The organism is Alicyclobacillus acidiphilus NBRC 100859 (assembly GCF_001544355.1).
Taxonomy (GTDB): Bacteria; Bacillota; Bacilli; order Alicyclobacillales; family Alicyclobacillaceae; genus Alicyclobacillus; species Alicyclobacillus acidiphilus.
In genome coordinates this window covers 1-17,483 of sequence record NZ_BCQI01000044.1, presented here as the reverse complement: position 1 = coordinate 17,483, position 17,483 = coordinate 1, and the positions used below count along the sequence as shown (strand labels likewise).

Annotated in this window: 15 protein-coding genes; 11 read left to right on the top strand and 4 right to left on the bottom strand. The window is 53.4% G+C overall.

Translation table 11 applies throughout. The annotated features are described in order from the left end of the window. Nucleotides 1-239 precede the first annotated feature (239 nt). Together AAC01S_RS13640 and AAC01S_RS13635 are read left to right on the top strand one after the other, a co-directional pair. A complete protein-coding gene (locus AAC01S_RS13640; RefSeq protein WP_217997838.1) occupies nt 240-2,414 on the top strand; it encodes a DEAD/DEAH box helicase in 2,175 nt (724 codons plus the stop codon). After that, nucleotides 2,407-3,492 carry a hypothetical protein gene (locus tag AAC01S_RS13635; RefSeq protein ID WP_067623394.1) on the top strand — a complete coding sequence of 362 codons (1,086 nt, stop codon included), beginning with the start codon at nt 2,407-2,409 and terminating at the stop codon, nt 3,490-3,492. The genes AAC01S_RS13640 and AAC01S_RS13635 overlap by 8 nt, the downstream gene beginning before the upstream one ends. A gap of 367 nt (nt 3,493-3,859) precedes the next feature. On the opposite strand, the gene AAC01S_RS18890 is transcribed toward AAC01S_RS13635, so the two are convergent. Then, nucleotides 3,860-4,204 (bottom strand): amino acid permease, encoded by a 345-nt coding sequence (locus tag AAC01S_RS18890; RefSeq protein WP_245630223.1) that lies wholly within the window; start codon nt 4,202-4,204, stop codon nt 3,860-3,862. 312 nt (nt 4,205-4,516) lie between these two features. On the opposite strand from AAC01S_RS18890, the gene AAC01S_RS13625 reads away from it, so the two are divergent. The 9 genes from AAC01S_RS13625 (at nt 4,517) to AAC01S_RS13585 (ending at nt 16,011) form a co-directional block, all read left to right on the top strand. Then, nucleotides 4,517-6,205: an ABC transporter substrate-binding protein gene (locus AAC01S_RS13625; RefSeq protein WP_169794049.1), complete on the top strand. Its 1,689-nt coding sequence runs from the start codon at nt 4,517-4,519 to the stop codon at nt 6,203-6,205. A gap of 88 nt (nt 6,206-6,293) precedes the next feature. Next, complete coding sequence (locus tag AAC01S_RS13620; protein ID WP_067623386.1) at nt 6,294-7,286, top strand: ABC transporter permease; 993 nt, start codon at nt 6,294-6,296, stop codon at nt 7,284-7,286. 1 nt (nt 7,287) lies between these two features. Continuing rightward, nucleotides 7,288-8,136, top strand: coding sequence for an ABC transporter permease (locus AAC01S_RS13615; protein WP_067623383.1), 849 nt, complete (start codon nt 7,288-7,290; stop codon nt 8,134-8,136). 3 nt (nt 8,137-8,139) lie between these two features. Next, nucleotides 8,140-9,120 carry an ABC transporter ATP-binding protein gene (locus AAC01S_RS19750; RefSeq protein ID WP_067623380.1) on the top strand — a complete coding sequence of 327 codons (981 nt, stop codon included), beginning with the start codon at nt 8,140-8,142 and terminating at the stop codon, nt 9,118-9,120. Then, nucleotides 9,113-10,123, top strand: a complete 1,011-nt coding sequence (locus tag AAC01S_RS19745) for an ABC transporter ATP-binding protein (protein ID WP_067623377.1) — start codon at nt 9,113-9,115, stop codon at nt 10,121-10,123. The genes AAC01S_RS19750 and AAC01S_RS19745 overlap by 8 nt, the downstream gene beginning before the upstream one ends. Before the next feature lie 36 nt (nt 10,124-10,159). Continuing rightward, nucleotides 10,160-11,386 carry an ROK family transcriptional regulator gene (locus tag AAC01S_RS13600; RefSeq protein WP_157071179.1) on the top strand — a complete coding sequence of 409 codons (1,227 nt, stop codon included), beginning with the start codon at nt 10,160-10,162 and terminating at the stop codon, nt 11,384-11,386. Between the two features lie 161 nt (nt 11,387-11,547). Continuing rightward, a complete protein-coding gene (locus AAC01S_RS13595) occupies nt 11,548-12,696 on the top strand; it encodes a class I SAM-dependent methyltransferase (protein WP_245630222.1) in 1,149 nt (382 codons plus the stop codon). A gap of 4 nt (nt 12,697-12,700) precedes the next feature. Beyond that, nucleotides 12,701-13,864 (top strand): hypothetical protein, encoded by a 1,164-nt coding sequence (locus tag AAC01S_RS13590; protein WP_067623372.1) that lies wholly within the window; start codon nt 12,701-12,703, stop codon nt 13,862-13,864. After that, on the top strand, nt 13,861-16,011 hold the full coding sequence (locus AAC01S_RS13585) for an ATP-binding protein (protein WP_067623369.1): 2,151 nt from the start codon (nt 13,861-13,863) through the stop codon (nt 16,009-16,011). Before AAC01S_RS13590 ends, AAC01S_RS13585 begins: the two co-directional genes overlap by 4 nt. Nucleotides 16,012-16,121: 110 nt before the next feature. Here AAC01S_RS13585 and AAC01S_RS13580 read toward each other — a convergent pair whose 3' ends face one another. From AAC01S_RS13580 to AAC01S_RS13570, 3 genes are read right to left on the bottom strand one after another with little or no spacing between them, the layout of a single operon-like run. Further along, nucleotides 16,122-16,445 carry a DMT family transporter gene (locus AAC01S_RS13580; RefSeq protein WP_067623366.1) on the bottom strand — a complete coding sequence of 108 codons (324 nt, stop codon included), beginning with the start codon at nt 16,443-16,445 and terminating at the stop codon, nt 16,122-16,124. Further along, nucleotides 16,442-16,687, bottom strand: a complete 246-nt coding sequence (locus AAC01S_RS13575; RefSeq protein ID WP_067623363.1) for a hypothetical protein — start codon at nt 16,685-16,687, stop codon at nt 16,442-16,444. Before AAC01S_RS13575 ends, AAC01S_RS13580 begins: the two co-directional genes overlap by 4 nt. 50 nt (nt 16,688-16,737) lie before the next feature. Continuing rightward, complete coding sequence (locus AAC01S_RS13570) at nt 16,738-16,998, bottom strand: hypothetical protein (RefSeq protein ID WP_067623360.1); 261 nt, start codon at nt 16,996-16,998, stop codon at nt 16,738-16,740. Between the last annotated feature and the right edge of the window lie 485 nt (nt 16,999-17,483).

Below are 17,483 nucleotides of genomic sequence, written 5' to 3'. Positions count from 1 at the left end.
TTTTTTTTTTTTTGTATGGTATACAGGATACCCCAAGCAATCCAGCTCAGGGTCATGAGCGTTCCGACGTGAAGGGAGACGTCAAGCATTCTGAAATGGATTCAGCGGATGTGAAGGTGGATTGCCTTCGTGCGCCACGACATGTATAAACATTTTGCGCTGTCATTTCCGTGATCGTGTTAAAATGGCGAGATAATTCAACCGATCGTAGGTCATTGCGGTGACGGAGGACTCTCACGATGGCGGAACGTTATTTCTTTCAATTATTGGATGCCTTGTTGGAATTGGATGCCCTGGAAATGGACAAGTCGTTGTGTCTTGCCTTGCGCGACATTCCCACGCAAGGGCAGGTGCTCGTTTTCGTGTCGCGAGACGGAGCGAAGGTCAGTCCCGAATCTCCATTTTTTGACCCGATTCCATGCGTGGTCGATCACGACGCACGGATGCTGATTGGAAGCGGTCTCGGCAAGGCGCTCTCCGAGTTTTCGGGTCAATCTCTGTTGGTGGCGGAACGAACTTCTTCGACCTCCGGTGTCGCTTCGACAGCCGCCCTCTTCGTGTATCCACCACCGTGGCTGTTAGATGGAGTCAAGTCCCGAACCGCAACTGGCGACGGTGGATTGCGTGTTCCGAACGATGGGGCTGTCACGTACCACGTGGAACAGGCAGGTGAACTCGTCGAGTTGTTGGCGCGGCTCCCTGCTGTTTCCACCCGTGAAGTCGATTTGCACCAGCAGGCCGTTAGACTCTCTTTGCGCAGTGGGTTTGAGGAACTCCTGTCCTTGAAACTGCTGCATGAAATCACACCGTTTCCGCACCAGATTCGAACGGTGGAACGAGTGCTGCGACGCATGCGGGGACGTGCCCTGCTCTGTGACGAAGTGGGGCTTGGGAAGACCATTGAGGCCGGTATCGTGATGACTGAATACCTGTTGCGTGGATTGGTCAAGCGTGTTCTTATCTTGACGCCGCCATCCCTGGTGGAGCAATGGAAAGAGGAGGTCACGCGCAAGCTGGGGTTAGCGTTTGTCTGCTACGACGAGGCAAGGTTCAAAGCGGCGGACAAGCCTTGGCAAACGTTTGAGCATATCATTGCTTCGCTCGACACGGCCAAGCGCGAGCCGCATCGGGACGAGATTCTGGCCACCGAATTCGATCTCGTCATCGTTGACGAAGCCCACCACTTGAAAAACAAGTCAACGTTGGCGTGGAAGTTTGTGAATCAGTTGAAGAAAAAGTATATTTTGCTGCTGACTGCAACGCCGATTGAAAATGATATGAGCGAACTCTTCAATTTGATCACGCTGTTGAAACCTGGTCAATTGTTGACAGAGGCTGAGTACAAACGCCGCTTTATCGACAAAAGTGATCCGTTGCAGCCGAAAAATGTCGCGGAACTCAAGAAGTTGGTTCAGGGGGTGATGATACGCAATCGGCGGAGCACCACCGGCGTGATTCATTCCACCCGAAGCGCGGAAACGATTCTCGTTCCCCAAAGTCCCGACGAACAATTGTTTTACACACGGCTTTCGCAGTTCGTGAAAGATCGGTTGCAGGCAGGTGTTCATGCGGCTTCTCGGAGCAAGAGCACCGAGCTTCGTGAAGATCGCCTTGCGGATGAAGGCCGAACAGGGGGTCTCCAGCCATTCGTTGTAAAGCAACTGTTGAGACAGGCTGGCAGTAGCGCCGCGTGTGTCCTCGCGACACTTCGGAAGTCTTTGTCCATACCGGGAATACAGGAGGTCATCGACATCGGCGAGCGTATCCGGATGTCTGGCAAAGAAGATGCGTTGCTGAAGATCGTAAAGAATACGCCGGATCAGGTCGTGGTGTTCACCGGTTTCGTCGAGACACAACACGCGGTTTCTAAATTTCTGGAACATGCGGGGCTCGACGTGGTGACGTTCCATGGCGGGATGTCCCGCGCCCAAAAGGAGCAGTCGATTGAAAAATTCCGGGCTGGGGTTAAGGTTTTGGTGAGTACGGAATCAGGCGGTGAAGGCCGAAATCTTCAATTTTGTCACTGTATGGTGAACTACGACATCCCGTGGAATCCCATGCGCATCGAGCAGCGTATCGGGCGAATCCACCGCATTGGCCAGCAACAGGATGTGACGATTTACAACCTTGCGGCGAAAGGGACGATGGAGGAACACATTTTGCGCATTCTCGACGCGAAGGTGAACCTGTTCCAATTGGTTATCGGGGAACTCGACATGATTTTGGGCACGCTTGACGAGAAACGCGAGTTCGAGGATATTCTGATGGACATTTGGCTCAAAGCCAAGGATGAGGACGAGCTTGTGCAGGGCGTGGAGCAGCTAGGCGACGAACTTCTCGCAGCGAAAACGCACTACCAAAAGGTACGCGATCTCGACGATAGACTCTTGTCGGAGTTGATTGAAAATGAGTAGTACGGAAGTCCTGAATCACATTTCTTCCGACGGCGCGGGCCACGGTGCAGGATACGCCATCCAGTCGTTTGTGCTGGACACACTGGACGTGCTCGGTGCGGCTGTCGAGATCGCCGAGTACGGCGTTTATGACGTCTTGCTGCCTGGCGAACAATTTCAGCGAATCACGTTTGATCCAGAGATATCTCAAGAACGTGACGACTGTGAACTGGTGACCTATGGAACCCCGTTCCTTGAGTCCATGATTGGGTATGCGAAAACGCTTGGACGACTGCAGGTGCGGCGGCTGGATACACGCAGTGACCCTCCGCAAAATCTCGATGACAAGGTCACCAATGTAGTGCATTTTGTCAAGTGTAAGCCGCCGAAAGTCAGCCGAACTTGGACAGAAGAGGGCTTTCTCCTGCTCTGTCAGTTCGTCGTGACGTTTCACGGTGATGAGGTGACGGAAGCGTGCATGACGACAGTTATTGATTGCCAAACACTGGCGGACGTCACCCACCTCCGTGCGAGGCTTGATGAACACTGGTTCACCCACAATGCAGATCCTGGGCTGTATCCTATTTCCACCCCCTATCGATTGACAGAGAGTGTGTCCCGGGCGTGTCGCGCGCTTCAACCGCAAATCGAACAGGTCATCGGGAGGATTCAGTTGGAGCATCGCGCGGCGCGCGAGGACGAACTGGCAAAGAGCCGTCATTACTACGAAACGACCATCCTGAAGCTTGAGAAACAACTGTCTTCAACCTTGGATGCCGCTAAGGCGGAACGCATTCGGAAGAAGATTGAGGCGACAATACTCGATCGCGATCATCGTATGGAGGACATCGCGCGCGCTTACGAAGTCACAGTTGATGTACATCTTGATCAAGCCATTCTCTACCGTTTACCGATTGTTTGCGTCGAAGTGCAACTACAGCAGAGGGCAGACACTTTCAGTTATGTACTTCACTATTATCCCTTTGCGTCCGCTTGGGCGCCCGTAATGTGCGAGACGTGTCACGAACCAACGACACGCCTGGAACGCGGCGCCTCGTCCTCGTCCTGGCATTGTGGATGCGAAGACATTGGCGGCTAGTCGTTTCAAGAAGGCAACAAGAACTCGCAGATGTCAATCCCGGCCAGTTGGCTGCGCCGAACAGACATGGCCCATCTGATACGAACCATTCGACCTTTGATCGTGCAAGGCTGGGCATGGATTTGACTAAGCCTTCACTTTCCGCCTTGTTTCGGCACCGTGACAATGCCCGACCAATGGCTCCGCCAACCGTTTGTCGGCAGACATCCGGAGTATGACCCGGGGGCACAGTCGGGCAAAGGATCTGCGGCACATCTCGCGGGCCTTTCGGTTTAAAACTGGGCGGCGTCATCCCCACACAGATCTGCAGGTCTTTTAACCTGGGTTTCGAAAGCGATGGGGAGTTGAGGTTGTGTGAGTGCGAGAATCACACCGGCGATGGCGATAACAGGTGGAAGCGGCCTGATATTGGCATACGGAACGGTCGAGCGGCCGATTGGTTTTTATACCGATGGATCAACGCCGAAGTGGCAATGAGCAAGCAGATGACGACGATAATCACACCAGTGAACGTAACCAAGTTGTTTAACGAGGTGAAGTAACACAATATTGCGTTGCCGATGCCGAGAAAAACGAATCCCCTCTTTGGGACGTTGTGGTGATTCATACTTGCAAAAAAGCGGTTGATGGCACCGGGCCAATTGCCTTGCCTCGCTGTGTCCAAATAGATCCGGGCATACGCAAGATTGCCGCTTAGGCTGGTGTCAAACATTACAATGACAACACCGATGAATCAGAAATACGATCGCCTGGACAGTTTACCCAACTGCGCGAAAGCGGTTTTGGGGATGTTCGGTCTCGAAATGAATTCATTTCAAACAAATCAGATAAAATAGTTGACAAAATATTTGGATAATTATATTTTGCTTGTCAAGCAAGTTCGTTCTAAAAACAAACACCGCGAGTTTGCAGTGCCCATGATTGCCATCAGCGTCTTGACTCTCGATAAGGGCAATGCAAGAGATCGCGACAGGAGTGGCGAGGACGCAACTTTGTATCTCACAACGATATGGGGGGTCCTTGCTTGAAACAGTGGAAAAGAACTCTATGCCTCGTACCTGCGGCTTGTGGAATGGTTTTAGTCGGTTACCCGAATGGCAATCTTTCCGCCAATCAGTCGGCAAACGTGCCCAGCGCGGTGAACTCCGCGACCACGGCAAGCGCCAACACTGTGATGACACTCGGTATTGACAACGGCTCTCCGGATTTCACGGAAAATTTTAACCCATTTTCACCGAACCTGCGCTCCGGCACTTACTTCATCTATGAAACGCTCTACGCCATCAATGCCCAAAACGGCACTCAAACACCATGGTTGGCCAGTTCTTTCAAGTGGAATGGCACCAAACAGTTGACGTTTACCATTCGCAAAGGAATCAAATGGAATGACGGAAAGACGTTTTCTTCAAGTGACGTCGCGTTCACGTTCAATCTGCTGAAAAAATATCCGGCACTCGACACCAGTTCGGTCTGGAGTGTTTTGTCAAGCGTTGCTGCGCCAAACGCGACCACCGTCGTGTTCAAGTTTAAGACAGCCGCAATTCCCATATTTACGTACATCTGCAACACGCCAATTGTGCCGGAACATATCTGGAAAAACGTATCCAATCCTGTGACATATACGAATACCAATCCCGTTGGGACGGGCGCGTTTAAGCTCTCTTCCTATACCAACACGCAGTATGTGCTCACGAAAAACACAGGATATTGGAAGGCTTCAAAAGTCGTCGCAACCCAGTTGATTTTTCCAGTGTTGACCGGTAACGACACGTCTGACTTAAATCTTGCTTCAGGTAAATACACGTGGGCGAACCTGTTCGTCCCCAATATCGAAAAGACCTATGTTGATCGGGACAAAGCGGATAATCACTATTGGTTTGCTCCGGGCGGTCCGTCGAATCTCGTCATGAATTTGACGAAGGCACCGTTCAATAATGCGGTTTTTCGGCAAGCGATGGAGTATGCCATCAATAAGCAGGAGGTTAGCGCAAAGGGAGAATACGGATATCAACCGCCAGCCAATGCCACTGGATTGATGCTTCCAGGTCAACAGTCGTGGCTGAATCCGTCTCTGAAAAACGCATATGCGTACAATCCGAAAAAGGCCGCCCAACTCTTGGCGAGCATCGGTTATAAGAAAAACTCCAAAGGTCAGCTGGTGAACAAGAGCGGTAAGCCTGTGGCGTTTACAATCACGGTGCCAGGGGATTACACAGACTGGATCCAGAGTTGTAAAGTCATTGCCCAAAATCTTGCTCAACTCGGTATCACACTGAATCTTCAAACTCCGTCGGACACTGGTTGGTACAACCAATTGCAAACTGGCGATTACGATATGAGCCTGACATACGGTGTGAATTACAACAATCCATGGTTCTATTACGATTCGGTTCTGAGTTCCGCAAATACTGCGCCTATTGGCAAAGCGGCGAGTTCAAATTTCGAGCGGTGGAAGAATCTTGCGACAGACAAATTGTTGACCGAATTTGAACAAACGACGAGTCCGACGGTTCAACACAAGGTTATCAATCAGTTGCAAGAAACCATGATTAAGCAAGTTCCGCTCATTCCACTCTTCTACAATGCCAACTGGAATGAGTACAGCACGGCAGACTTCGTCGGTTGGCCGGATGCCTCCAATCCGTATGCGACGCCTGACTTTCTCTTCAACGATAACGAGTTGATCATGACTCACCTGAAGTTGGCTCACTGAGCAGAGCGGCGGTGGAACGTGGACATGGCCGTAACACCGCCGCGAAGAGAGGGGCATCGCATCCAACATCATTGGGGAGGGAATGACAGTGCGGCACTTCTTGCGGCGTTTGATTATCCTGCTGCTTACGTTATGGACGACTGTCACCATCAATTTTCTCATTCCTCGTCTGATGCCAGGCAATCCAGCGGAAGCAATGCTGGCAAAGTTTCACGGTAAGGGGCCCATGAGTCCACAGGCGCTGCATTCCATCGAAGTGATGCTCGGAATATCCAGCGAGGGATTGTTGAAGCAATACAGTCAATATTGGGTAAATGTGTTTCATTTCAATTTTGGTGTTTCGTATACGTATTTCCCATACTCTGTGCGACATATGATTGCTCAAACACTGCCATGGACACTTGTGCTGGTTGGCGTCACCACCGTCATCAGTTTCGTCGTGGGAACACTGCTCGGGATTTTGTCGGCGTGGCGCCAGGGTAAGATCTTTTCTGATATGGCGATCACGTCGCTCTTCACGTTCACGTCCAGCTTTCCATATTTCTGGTTTGCGCTGTTGTGCGCGTTCTTTCTCAGCTACGTCCTCAATTGGTTTCCTCTCAGCGGTGGAAACGCAGGCAACATGACCCCATCGCTGAACTTCAACTTCCTGGCGAGTGCCGCCTACCACTCGATCCTGCCAGCATTGACGATTTTGGTGAGCTCGATTGGAGGTTGGCAGTTGGGTATGCGAAACAATATGCTGACGGCGCTCTCGGAAGATTACGTGACATTGGCCAAGGCGCGAGGGTTGTCGGAAATGCGAATCGCACTCACATATGCTGCCAGAAACGCTATTTTGCCAAACATGACGGGCTTTGCAATGTCACTTGGATTTATCGTTGGCGGCTCGGTTTTGACAGAACTTGTCTTTGGATATCCAGGCATGGGGAATTTGTTGTATGTCGCTGTGCAGAATGAAGATTTTCCACTCATGCAAGGGATTTTCTTAATCATCGTCATCTGCGTGGTCGTTGCAAATCTTGCGGCCGATATCGTCAACGTGTTCATCGATCCGCGTGTCAGAAGGGCGGGAGAATGACATGAACGCGTTTCGCGCCTCGCTGATTCCATTTTGGAGAAATCGCGTTGCCCGGTTGGGTACCATCATCCTTTGCCTCTTCATTCTCATGGCCATAGTGGCTCCATGGATCTCGCCGTATTCACCGCAGGATTCGAATTTCTCCGAGATGCTGTCTCCGACCTTGGCGCATCCGCTAGGCACGACACAGGATGGGCACGACGTGTTGTCCCAATTGATCTACGGTACCCGCGTGTCATTGCTGGTGGGATTTGTTGCCGGGTTGGGCACGACCCTTCTGTCGCTGTTGATTGGTCTCCTCGCGGGATACATGCCCGGGGTTGTCGATGAAGTTCTCAGCTATGTGACCAATGTCTTTCTAGTACTGCCCGCACTGCCGCTGATGATTGTGTTGGCCGCGTACGCTCCCGTGAAAGGCGAGTATCTCATTGTGATTGTGATCATCGTGACAAGTTGGTCGTGGGGAGCTCGTGTCCTTCGAGCGCAAGTCACCACGCTCAGAACCCGGGATTACGTTGTCGCAGCTCGATTTTCGGGAGATGGTGTCATGCGCATCATGTTCAAGGAAATCTTCCCGAACATGATGTCACTCGTCGCAGCGAGCTTTTTGGGTGCGGCCATCTCCGCGATTCTCGGAGAAGCCGGTCTCGAGTTTTTGGGTCTTGGAGATCCGAACATCAACAGCTGGGGAACGATGCTCTATTGGGCCCAGAACAGTGGTGCCATGCTGCAGGGGCAGTGGGCGTGGCTGGCCGCACCTGGTCTGTGTATCGCGCTTCTTGGGACAGCGCTGGTGCTGATGAATTTTGCGGTCGATGAACTGGCAAATCCACGTTTGAGGAGGAATTGAGCCGTGACTTTACTCCAAGTCGAGCAACTCACCGTGGCCTATGGCAGCGCGGGCAAGGGGGTCAAGGCAGTGCGCGGCGTCTCGTTTCAACTTGAACCTGGCGAATTCCTGGGCATCGTGGGAGAGAGTGGCAGCGGCAAGTCGACGCTCGGCTATGCCGTCAGCAATCTCTTGCGCCCCCCTGGCCAGGTTGTGGGCGGACGCGTCCTGTTTGACGGCAAAGATCTTCTGAATTTGCCGAAACGGGCGCTCAAGCAATTGCGCTGGGCGGAATTGTCCATCGTCATGCAGAGCGGTATGAACGCGCTCAATCCAGTACTGACGATTAAGCGCCACTTCGAGGATACCATTCTCTCCCATGCAACGATGCCGAGCCGCGACATTGAAGCGCGGATTCGCGAGTTGCTCGGCATGGTCGAGATCGATCCGGCGTTCATGCATCGATTTCCACATGAGTTGAGCGGCGGCATGAAACAACGTGTATCCATCGCTCTGGCGTTAGCGCTCGGTCCCAAACTCATCATTTTTGACGAGCCAACTACAGCGCTCGACGTCGTCGTCCAGCGTTCGATTGTTCAGAACCTGAAGGCATTGCAACGTCAGCACGGCTTTGCCGCGCTGTTCATCAGTCACGATCTTGGCACAGTGCTGGAAATCGCCAACCGGGTTGCGGTGATGTACGCCGGGGAATTCGTTGAGGTACAAGACGCCAAGAAATTGTTGCAGCAGCCCATGCATCCGTATACGCAGGCGCTATTAAAGTGCTTCCCGGATCCACAGACTGAACGTCTGGAGATCACAGGGATTCCGGGAACGCCTCCAGATTTGAAATCGCCGTCTCCGGGATGTCCGTTTGAACCTCGGTGCACACAATCGATGCCTAACTGCCGCACTGTCAAACCAACCTTTGTCGATCTCGGCGGAACGGGCGTTGCTTGTCACGTCGCCGTTATCGGCGCTGCGGGAGGAACGGCCCATGAATGACGTGATCCTGGATCTGAACGGCGTGTGTAAAACGTATACCCGGAAACGAGATGGAAAACGCCAAGAGATCAAGGCGACAAACGGCGTTTCCTTTCAGGTGCGAAAGCAGCATGTCGTCGCTTTGGTGGGCGAGAGCGGCAGTGGAAAATCAACTTTGGCGAAATTGATTACAGGGATTGAACGTCCGGATCGGGGCGACATCGTGTTTGACGGGAAGTCGACGAACGCGTGGTTGAGGGGGGGAAGCCGCACGTATCGCAAGTATGTGCAGATGGTGTTTCAAGATCCTTTTGCGGCACTCAATCCTCTGAGCGTGGTTCAGTATGCTGTAGAAAGACCGCTGGTCAATTACCGCAATCTGTCTGGGCGGGAATTGAAACAAGCGGTGTTGCGCGTGTTGGAGACGGTACACTTGACGCCTGTCGACGAATTCGTGAAGAAATATCCGTTTGAGCTGTCTGGCGGACAATTGCAACGGGTCGTCTTTGCGAGGGCTATTGCGAGCAAGCCAAAGCTGATTGTTGCGGATGAACCGGTGTCTATGTTGGATGTGTCCATCCGCGCGGAGATTTTGAAACTCATGGCTGACCTTCGCGACAAAGAAGGGGTCGCGTTTCTGTACATTACACACGATTTGATTTCTGCCCGGATGTTGGCGGATGAAATCGTCGTGCTGTATCGAGGGACGGTGGTCGAAAAAGGTAATGCAAACGATGTGGTGCGAAAACCGATGCATCCTTATACGCAACTGCTGCTGAAATCCATTCCAAACCCTTGGGCACCTGAAGACGTCCATTTGAGTGCGTCGGAACGCCCTAAGTCAGGCAGCGCTTCCACTGGCGGCTGTGTCTTCCAAACCAGGTGTCCGCACGCCATGAAGAAGTGCAGCGAAGGGGCTCCAACGTTGAGCGACATGGGAGATGAAAGATGGGTCGCGTGTTTTCTTCACGATGGCGCGTCAAGCGTGGATGCAGGGCAGGATGAATTGGATTACACGGAATAGGGAAAGCACATCCCTAGATGCGAGGGGACACCAACCGTGCGTATAGAGAAGAAAACACCGTCTATCATGGGGCGGGCAAACAAGGCGAACGTCCTCCACCTCATTAAAGATCAAGGTCCTATTTCCAGAGCGTCTGTCGCAAAGACCTTGAACATGAGTCGGTCCACCATCTCATCCATTGTCGATCAGCTCATTCGCGAGGGGCGGGTTCGAGAGGGACTGACAGGGGAATCGACATCCGCTGGAGGGCGCCGACCCGTCGATTTGCACTACATTCCTGACGCAAGGTTCGCGCTCGGGGTGGATATTGGAGCCACGAAGACGATCGCGTTGCTCACGGACCTAGCGGGAAACGTCATCTACCGCGAAAAGTTCTGGTCCCACGAGAGCGGAGTGATGCCGATGGCCCACATTCACGCCAGATTGGAACGGATGTTGCAGAACGCCAGTATCCCAAGGAACAACATCATTGGCACCGCGATTGGCTTTCCCGGCGTAACCCTGGCAAACGAGGGCGTTGTCGTGGAGGCAAATCCCCTGGAAATCAAGAATTTCTTGGCGCGCGACTTCTTTTTGAATTTGCCAGCTCCCATATGGGTCGACAACGACGTCAACATGGCGGTCATTGGCGAGCGTTGGAAGGGGGCCGCAGTCGGCCGGGACAATGTCGTACTGATTGCGGTGGGTACCGGAATCGGTGCTGGATTCATCCTGGATGGACGAATCTATCGGGGAGCCAACAGCTTCGCTGGTGAATTTGGACATCTGCAAATCGATCCGTCATGCGTCACTGAACGGCGGAGTCTCGGAGATTATGGACCGCTTGAACGGGTTGCCTCGGGCAAGGGAATGCAGGACTACGCATTGCAACAGCGACCGTATTACCCCCACACGATATTGACTGACACGGCGACGGCGGATGAGATTTTCGCCGCAGAGCAAGCGGGAGATCCGTTGGCGCGGGAAGTCGTCGAACGCGCAACCTCTCATTTAGTATTTTCCATTGCAAATATGGTGACACTTCTCAATCCGGACGTCGTCATTATCGGCGGAGGAGTTGCCCGCGCCGGAGAGCCCCTGATTCAGCGGATCAAGTCGGGTGTCAGCCGCTTGTCGCCGATGCCGTGCGATATTGTTTTGGCGTCGCTAGGCGAGGACGCGGCTGCGTACGGCAGTGCGGCGACGGTGCTCCTCAAGGCGGGGGAGATTCGATTGACTGGTTTTGACGATTGGCAGGTTGTATCGGAATCGGGTGATGCATAGGGGCATTGAAGCCGCGTCGAGGAACATAGCCTGTGTCCTGCACCAGCTGTCGTGATACAGCGTTTAGAAAGAAGTCCAAGCGCGGTTCAACCATGCCACGAAAGGGAATCTTCGGCATTTGTCGAACTTGTGATCGAATCATCCGTGCGGGAGGAAAAATCGTGGACACCGATGCCGGAGTACTGCCAACAAGCAATCAAAGAGAAATTCTAGACATCAAGTCCCGTAAGGGTCGACCACGCCTCAACGCTGTCTGTCCTTACTACACGATGTTCCCTCTAAGCTTTCCGTTGGAAGTGCTGAGCGCTGCGGAATCGCAAGACGCTGTCCTGGATCCGTTCTGCGGCCGCGGGACAACCAACTTTGCCGCGCGGCTGCTCGGAATGCCTACCTTTGGAGTGGACACCAGCCCGATTGCCGTGGCTATGGCGAAGGCTAAACTCGTTTCCACAAATCCTCGAGCCGTCATTCAACTTTGCGAAAAAATTTTGTCTTGTCGTGAACCCGTCGATGTGCCTGCGGGAGACTTCTGGAGCTTGTGCTACAACCCAGTGACGTTGCGGAACATCTGCAAACTTCGCGAGTATTTCTTGGAACAGTGCGAGAGTCCGGAGGAAGTTGCTCTCCGTGCGATAGTCATGGGCATTTTGCATGGCCCGGTCAACAAAGGTGCCCCTACATACCTCTCAAACCAAATGCCTCGCACCTATGCGTCAAAACCTGCTTCGGCAGTTCGTTTCTGGAAATCCAGAGGCATGACGCCGATGGGTGTCGATGTGTTGGATTGTGTCAGTAGGCGAGCGAACTACGTACTTGCAGACGTACCTGATGCTGTCGATGGAGACATTGTTTTGGGCGACAGTCTGACGTTCGATTACAGAAGCCTGGGCCGTCGATTTGATTGGATCGTCACCTCGCCGCCGTATCTTGGCATGGTCACATATGTGCCCGATCAGTGGCTTCGCCACTGGTTTGTCGGTGGACCACCGAACGTGGTGTATGATCCGGGCGCACAGTTGGGCAGAGGGTCTGTGACTGAGTTTACGGCGGCTCTAAGAAACGTGTGGAATCGCGTTTCCCAAGTTTCGCATGAAGGTGCCAACCTCGTGGTGCGGTTTGGTGCGTTGCCGAGCATGCCCACCGAGCCCGCTGCGTTAATCGCGGAGAGCTTGTGCGGAACTCCTTGGGTGATTCGCGAAGTGCGTCCGGCAGGATTCGCGACCGCAGGCAGGCGTCAGGCGGAGCAGTTTCAGTCTGTGAAGAAATCGCCAATAGAAGAAATCGATGTGTTTGCGGTTCTGGGAGGCTGACGCTATGTTCGAACCGGAGGACTATGAACAACTGCGAATGCGGATTCGGGATCGGCTGCGGGCGGACTATCCGCTGTTGGATCAACTCAGGGAGGAGATTCGCCCCCTCCTCAGTGAGGTCCGCCCAATCAAGCCGCGTTCCGCCACTGCGATCTCGTTGGTGGGCAGCGATGGCGGAAACAATGAACTCATCTTCGATCCTTTCTTGCTCCATGTCGTTCGCGTGGTGGACTCCTACGGCAAGCAACTGTGCTTCGACGTCGTGTCTCCGTCGACCGATCCGGATGAACTTAGCGCAGATCAATTCGACACCAGTGGCAAGCCGAAAACGGCGCTTGGGTTCATGATGAAGGAGCTGGGGCTGAAGCAAATGAAGCTGTCAGAACTCAGCCATATGATCCCTACGGGTGAATTTGTACGCACTCAGCGCGAAAGAGTCTCACCCTCGTGGGTGCAAACCTATCGCGACGTTTGTGAGTGGGCCGTGCTGTATCAACTGATTCGACAAGCCGAGTTTTCCACGGACACCTTGATTGTTCGCGATGGACTGCTGCGCAGCAAGATTTTTCGGGGGAACCTGTTCATCAAATTGCGTCAAAACCTTGAAGCATCCATCGATCAGATATACCGGCAGCACAGGCGGCGTGTGTTCATGGTTGGAATTGCGAAGAAAAGCAAGGTGTTGACTCGTTATCATCTTGCGATCACGCTGGAATCCTTGTTCGCGACAGGTGATGCCCGCTACGTGCGTGTTCCTCGGGATCTTGAGGCGAAATCCTATATCTGGGAGGAGTATGCGCGAGGTGTGGAGACGGAAGGAGATGAGCGAGAGGCTCCGAAGTTCGTGGCAGGAGACATGTACCTCGTTCGGTTCGGCGCTCGAAGCGGCGATCCAATCTGGGCGGTCGATATTCTCTCCTCGCAAACCAGGTTTGCTCCCGAAATCTTCGGCTATCTTCTGGCCGACGCTGTGGATGGCTTTCCCGTGCCCTTATACCCGAAATGTCTGCAGAAGGCTCACGAGTATGCGCAAATTGCAGGTTTTGATTACGCCCTTCTTCAGGATGTCATCTCGCGGGGGATCCGGGATCTCGTCCCTCCTCAACGGCATGACGCTTTTGACAGCATGCAATTCAAAACCGACGTGGCAGCGAGGCGATATGGGTGAAATTGTTTGACAGAGCACAAGTGGTGGGCATTTTTCGAGGGTTCAGCCAAGGCGGCATGGAGTTTCATGCCGATCTCGTGTTGCCGTACAAGAACGAATTTCAGAGTACGCCGATGCATGGGCAATTTATTCTCGTGCAACTGGAACATGAGGAAGAGGCTGTCCTTGGACGCATCACCTCCATCCAGGCGCAAGGCCGACTGTCGGCGCCGGAAGGCGAGGATTACGGATTGCGCGCCGTTATGGAAGAGCGGGCGATTCCAGAGGAACTGCGTGAACAGTACCTCCGTTACCAGGTGAATATTCGCGTTCTTGGTGTCGTGCGATTGGTGGAAGGGAAACTCGTCTTCGCTGCGTCCCAACGGCGGTTGCCTCATGTCGGAAGCAAAGTCGCGTTTTTGTCGGACGAGATTCTGCGAGAAGTAGCTGGGCACAATCTGGAAGGCGCCGAGATTGGGTTCATGGCGCTTGGCGAGTTTATTTACGCCGGATCGGACCAGCGGCTGAAACGCGAGGACTGGATGGTGGTGCGCAATACTGCCGTCATCCCGAAGTTTAAGGCTGAACATTTGGTTTCAAGGCGCAGCTTTGTATTTGCGAGGGCTGGTTTTGGCAAGTCCAACCTCGTAAAACTGTTGTTTAGCAATTTGTACCACGAGACTCCGACAGTTGACAAGCGGGGTGGGCGTCGCGTGCCAGTCGGCAGCATCGTCTTCGATCCCGACGGCGAGTACTTTTGGCCAGATGACAAGAATCGGCCAGGATTATGCGACGTCCCCCACTTGCAGGACAAGCTCGTGGTGTTCACCCGGAAAAAGGGGCCAAGTCCGTTTTATGACTCTTTCATCGCGAGCGATATCAAGCTTGACATCCGTCGGCTGCGCCCGGCCGACGTGCTCGCCATTGCCTTGTCGCCGGAAAAGCAGGATCAGCAGAACGTTCGGAAGCTCAAGGGTCTCAGCGACACGGCGTGGCGCCAACTCGTGGATGAAATCTATCGGAACAAGAACGCGGCCGATGACAATTTGCTGAAGGACATCCTTGGTTTGCGCGACAACCAGGATGCGGAACTGAACGCTGCCCGTGCCAATATGACGACGGTTGTAAGCATGTTGCATGATCCGAAGAGCCAGATGCTCGATTTGCTCCTGTACGCGCTAAAGGCGGGTAAAATTTGCGTCGTGGACGTGTCTCAGATCCGTGGGTCGCAAGCATTTGTCCTGTCCGGGCTCATTCTGCATAAGATTTTCGAACATAACCAAGAGGAATTCACAAGGCCATATCCGGAAACAATCCCGACGATTGCCGTCCTCGAAGAAGCGCAATCCGTACTCGGCAGCGGAGCGGGAACATCCGCCGACGGGCCATACGTGGCTTGGGTAAAGGAAGGCCGAAAGTACGATCTCGGCGCTCTTCTAATCACCCAACAACCAGGCAGCATCCCCAACGAGATTCTCAGTCAAGGCGATAACTGGTTTGTATTCCATCTCTTATCTGCAGGCGATCTTCAGGCCGTTAAACGTGCAAATGCCCACTACAGTGATGACATTCTCAGTGTCCTTCTAAATGAACCGATTCCGGGTCACGGTGTATTTTGGAGCAGCGCGGGAGGTAAGGCGTATCCTATTCCCATTCGCGTACTCTCTTTCGAGCAGGCGTATTCGGTTGCCGATCCCGGCTACAACAAGCCAGCGGCGGAAACCTATGCCCGTGTGATGGCGGCAGAGTTTCACCAGAAGACGGAAAGCGTTCGCGAGCACGTGGAGACGTATAGTACCGTCGAGTTGAGTTCTGGGAATGGCGACGAGATCGAACTCGAGACGGCCGACGGCGATGTGGACAGTTTTGCAGAAATTATAAATAACGCGTTCAATTCACTCAGAGGGAGCGACGACGTGGTTCGACGACTTCAAGGTCACGGAATGCCGTGGAAGGCCGTGTCAGTGGAGATTGAGAAGCGGTTGCCCGACTATATGACGGATCGCTCACAGGTCGCGCACCACCATACCAGGGAATTCCTGAATTGGTTGTTTGGCAGCGGTGGTTGGCGTACGGAGAAGAGGCCTCGCAAGGACGGGAACGGGTCGACGACGTGGGTGATCGTGGGTGGCGGGAACGATGGGAGGCAGGAGGATGCGGCCGAGTAGCCGTCGCGCTGGTCTTCATCAGGCCTTAGACATGTTTTCAGGTCCACCGTAAAGTAGGATTCCGCAGAGCACTGAGTTCAGGGGCGGCCTTGTCGGCTTGTCTCACAGCGTCATGACGGTTTGTACACGTTGAGGATCACGACACCTGCGATGATCAGTAACAGGCCAATGACCATCGGAATGTTGAGGGGCTGCTTCCAAACGACGAGGCCGATCACGGCGGTGAACGCCGTGCCGACGCCCGACCAAATGGCGTACGACATACCCAAAGGAAGAGATTTCAGGGCTTGGGACATTGAGTAAAATGCAACCCCGTATCCGGCTATCACACCGACACTCGGCAAGAATTTTGTGAACCCTACGGTCGCTTTCAACAAGGATGTTGCGACGATCTCGCTGAGAATGGCGATGCCGAGCATCAAGTACGCGTTCATGTCAAATCCTCTTTTGTCATTTGGAGTAATGTTTCAAGAACTTTTTTTCGCAGTTCCGGCGCAACTGTAGGGCACCCCAGCAACTCTGCGCACCACAGACCATCCATGGTCAATCGGATGATGGTAGCCTTGACAGGGGCGAGTCCGTCCTGTTCAATGTAGCGCTGCCACGTCGAAAAATGCTGAACGGGCTTGACCAGTTCCGGATTCTCGGAACTGATCGACAGCAGGCTAAAGCTCATGCTCTGAGTGCCATCTGACGTTTGAGCGTTTCCTGGATGTAGGTGCGGCTTCACCTGCCCGTTTCAACGGGATCGGCCTCAGCCGATTGCACCATATTGACGGCAAATTCGTCGATGATGCTGTTGATCATGGACATCACCAGATCCTCCTCCGTCGGAAAGGTGGTACAGTAATCCCCCTTTGCTGATTTATGCTTCTTCGGCGACGGCGTCCAGAGTGAAGTGACCGACGCCTCGCTGCCGTACGCGTGTCGAGTTGCGACCTGAAGAATCTGTTCGCGTGTGGACGGACGTCCGTGCAGGGTGTTCAAAGGTTGCATTATCCCAATTCAGCTCAATTATAACAGACAATATTCTGTATAAACTACCTGGAATACTGAGAATTGTCGATCAAACCACCGAAGACAAGAGTGATTTCCGAGCATCTGGCGGAGGGGTGGAGGGTGGAGGGGGTAGGGTGGAGGGGGGAGGGGTGGAATTGTACGCGAATAAGCCGGCCAGGGCAGCTTAAGTTTGTCGAATCGTATAATCGGTGGCGAATAGGCGGCTCACAGACGCTTATGTGACTGAAACGGTCCAATTTCGCGGGGAGTGGGAGCAAATAGGCGGCTGGGGGCCGCTTATTGGCGTTCGATCCGGCCAATTTGTCGAAATAAGCGGCCCAGCGCCGCTTATTTGCCACCTCGTGCGCGCGCCCCGCCTGCCTCCGCCTGCCTCGCGATCGCGCTGCCGCAATTTACATAACTTTAATCGCGTCTTACGAAATTCTTAAATTCCATAAATGAATTCTAAGATA

Coding starts and splice junctions, on each gene's coding strand:
- AAC01S_RS19745 (WP_067623377.1), top strand. CDS start 9,113: ATGAATGACGTGATCCTGGATCTGAACGGCGTGTGTAAAACGTATACC.
- AAC01S_RS13640 (WP_217997838.1), top strand. CDS start 240: ATGGCGGAACGTTATTTCTTTCAATTATTGGATGCCTTGTTGGAATTG.
- AAC01S_RS18890 (WP_245630223.1), bottom strand. CDS start 4,204: ATGTTTGACACCAGCCTAAGCGGCAATCTTGCGTATGCCCGGATCTAT.
- AAC01S_RS13580 (WP_067623366.1), bottom strand. CDS start 16,445: ATGAACGCGTACTTGATGCTCGGCATCGCCATTCTCAGCGAGATCGTC.
- AAC01S_RS13615 (WP_067623383.1), top strand. CDS start 7,288: ATGAACGCGTTTCGCGCCTCGCTGATTCCATTTTGGAGAAATCGCGTT.
- AAC01S_RS13590 (WP_067623372.1), top strand. CDS start 12,701: ATGTTCGAACCGGAGGACTATGAACAACTGCGAATGCGGATTCGGGAT.
- AAC01S_RS13575 (WP_067623363.1), bottom strand. CDS start 16,687: ATGAGCTTTAGCCTGCTGTCGATCAGTTCCGAGAATCCGGAACTGGTC.
- AAC01S_RS13635 (WP_067623394.1), top strand. CDS start 2,407: ATGAGTAGTACGGAAGTCCTGAATCACATTTCTTCCGACGGCGCGGGC.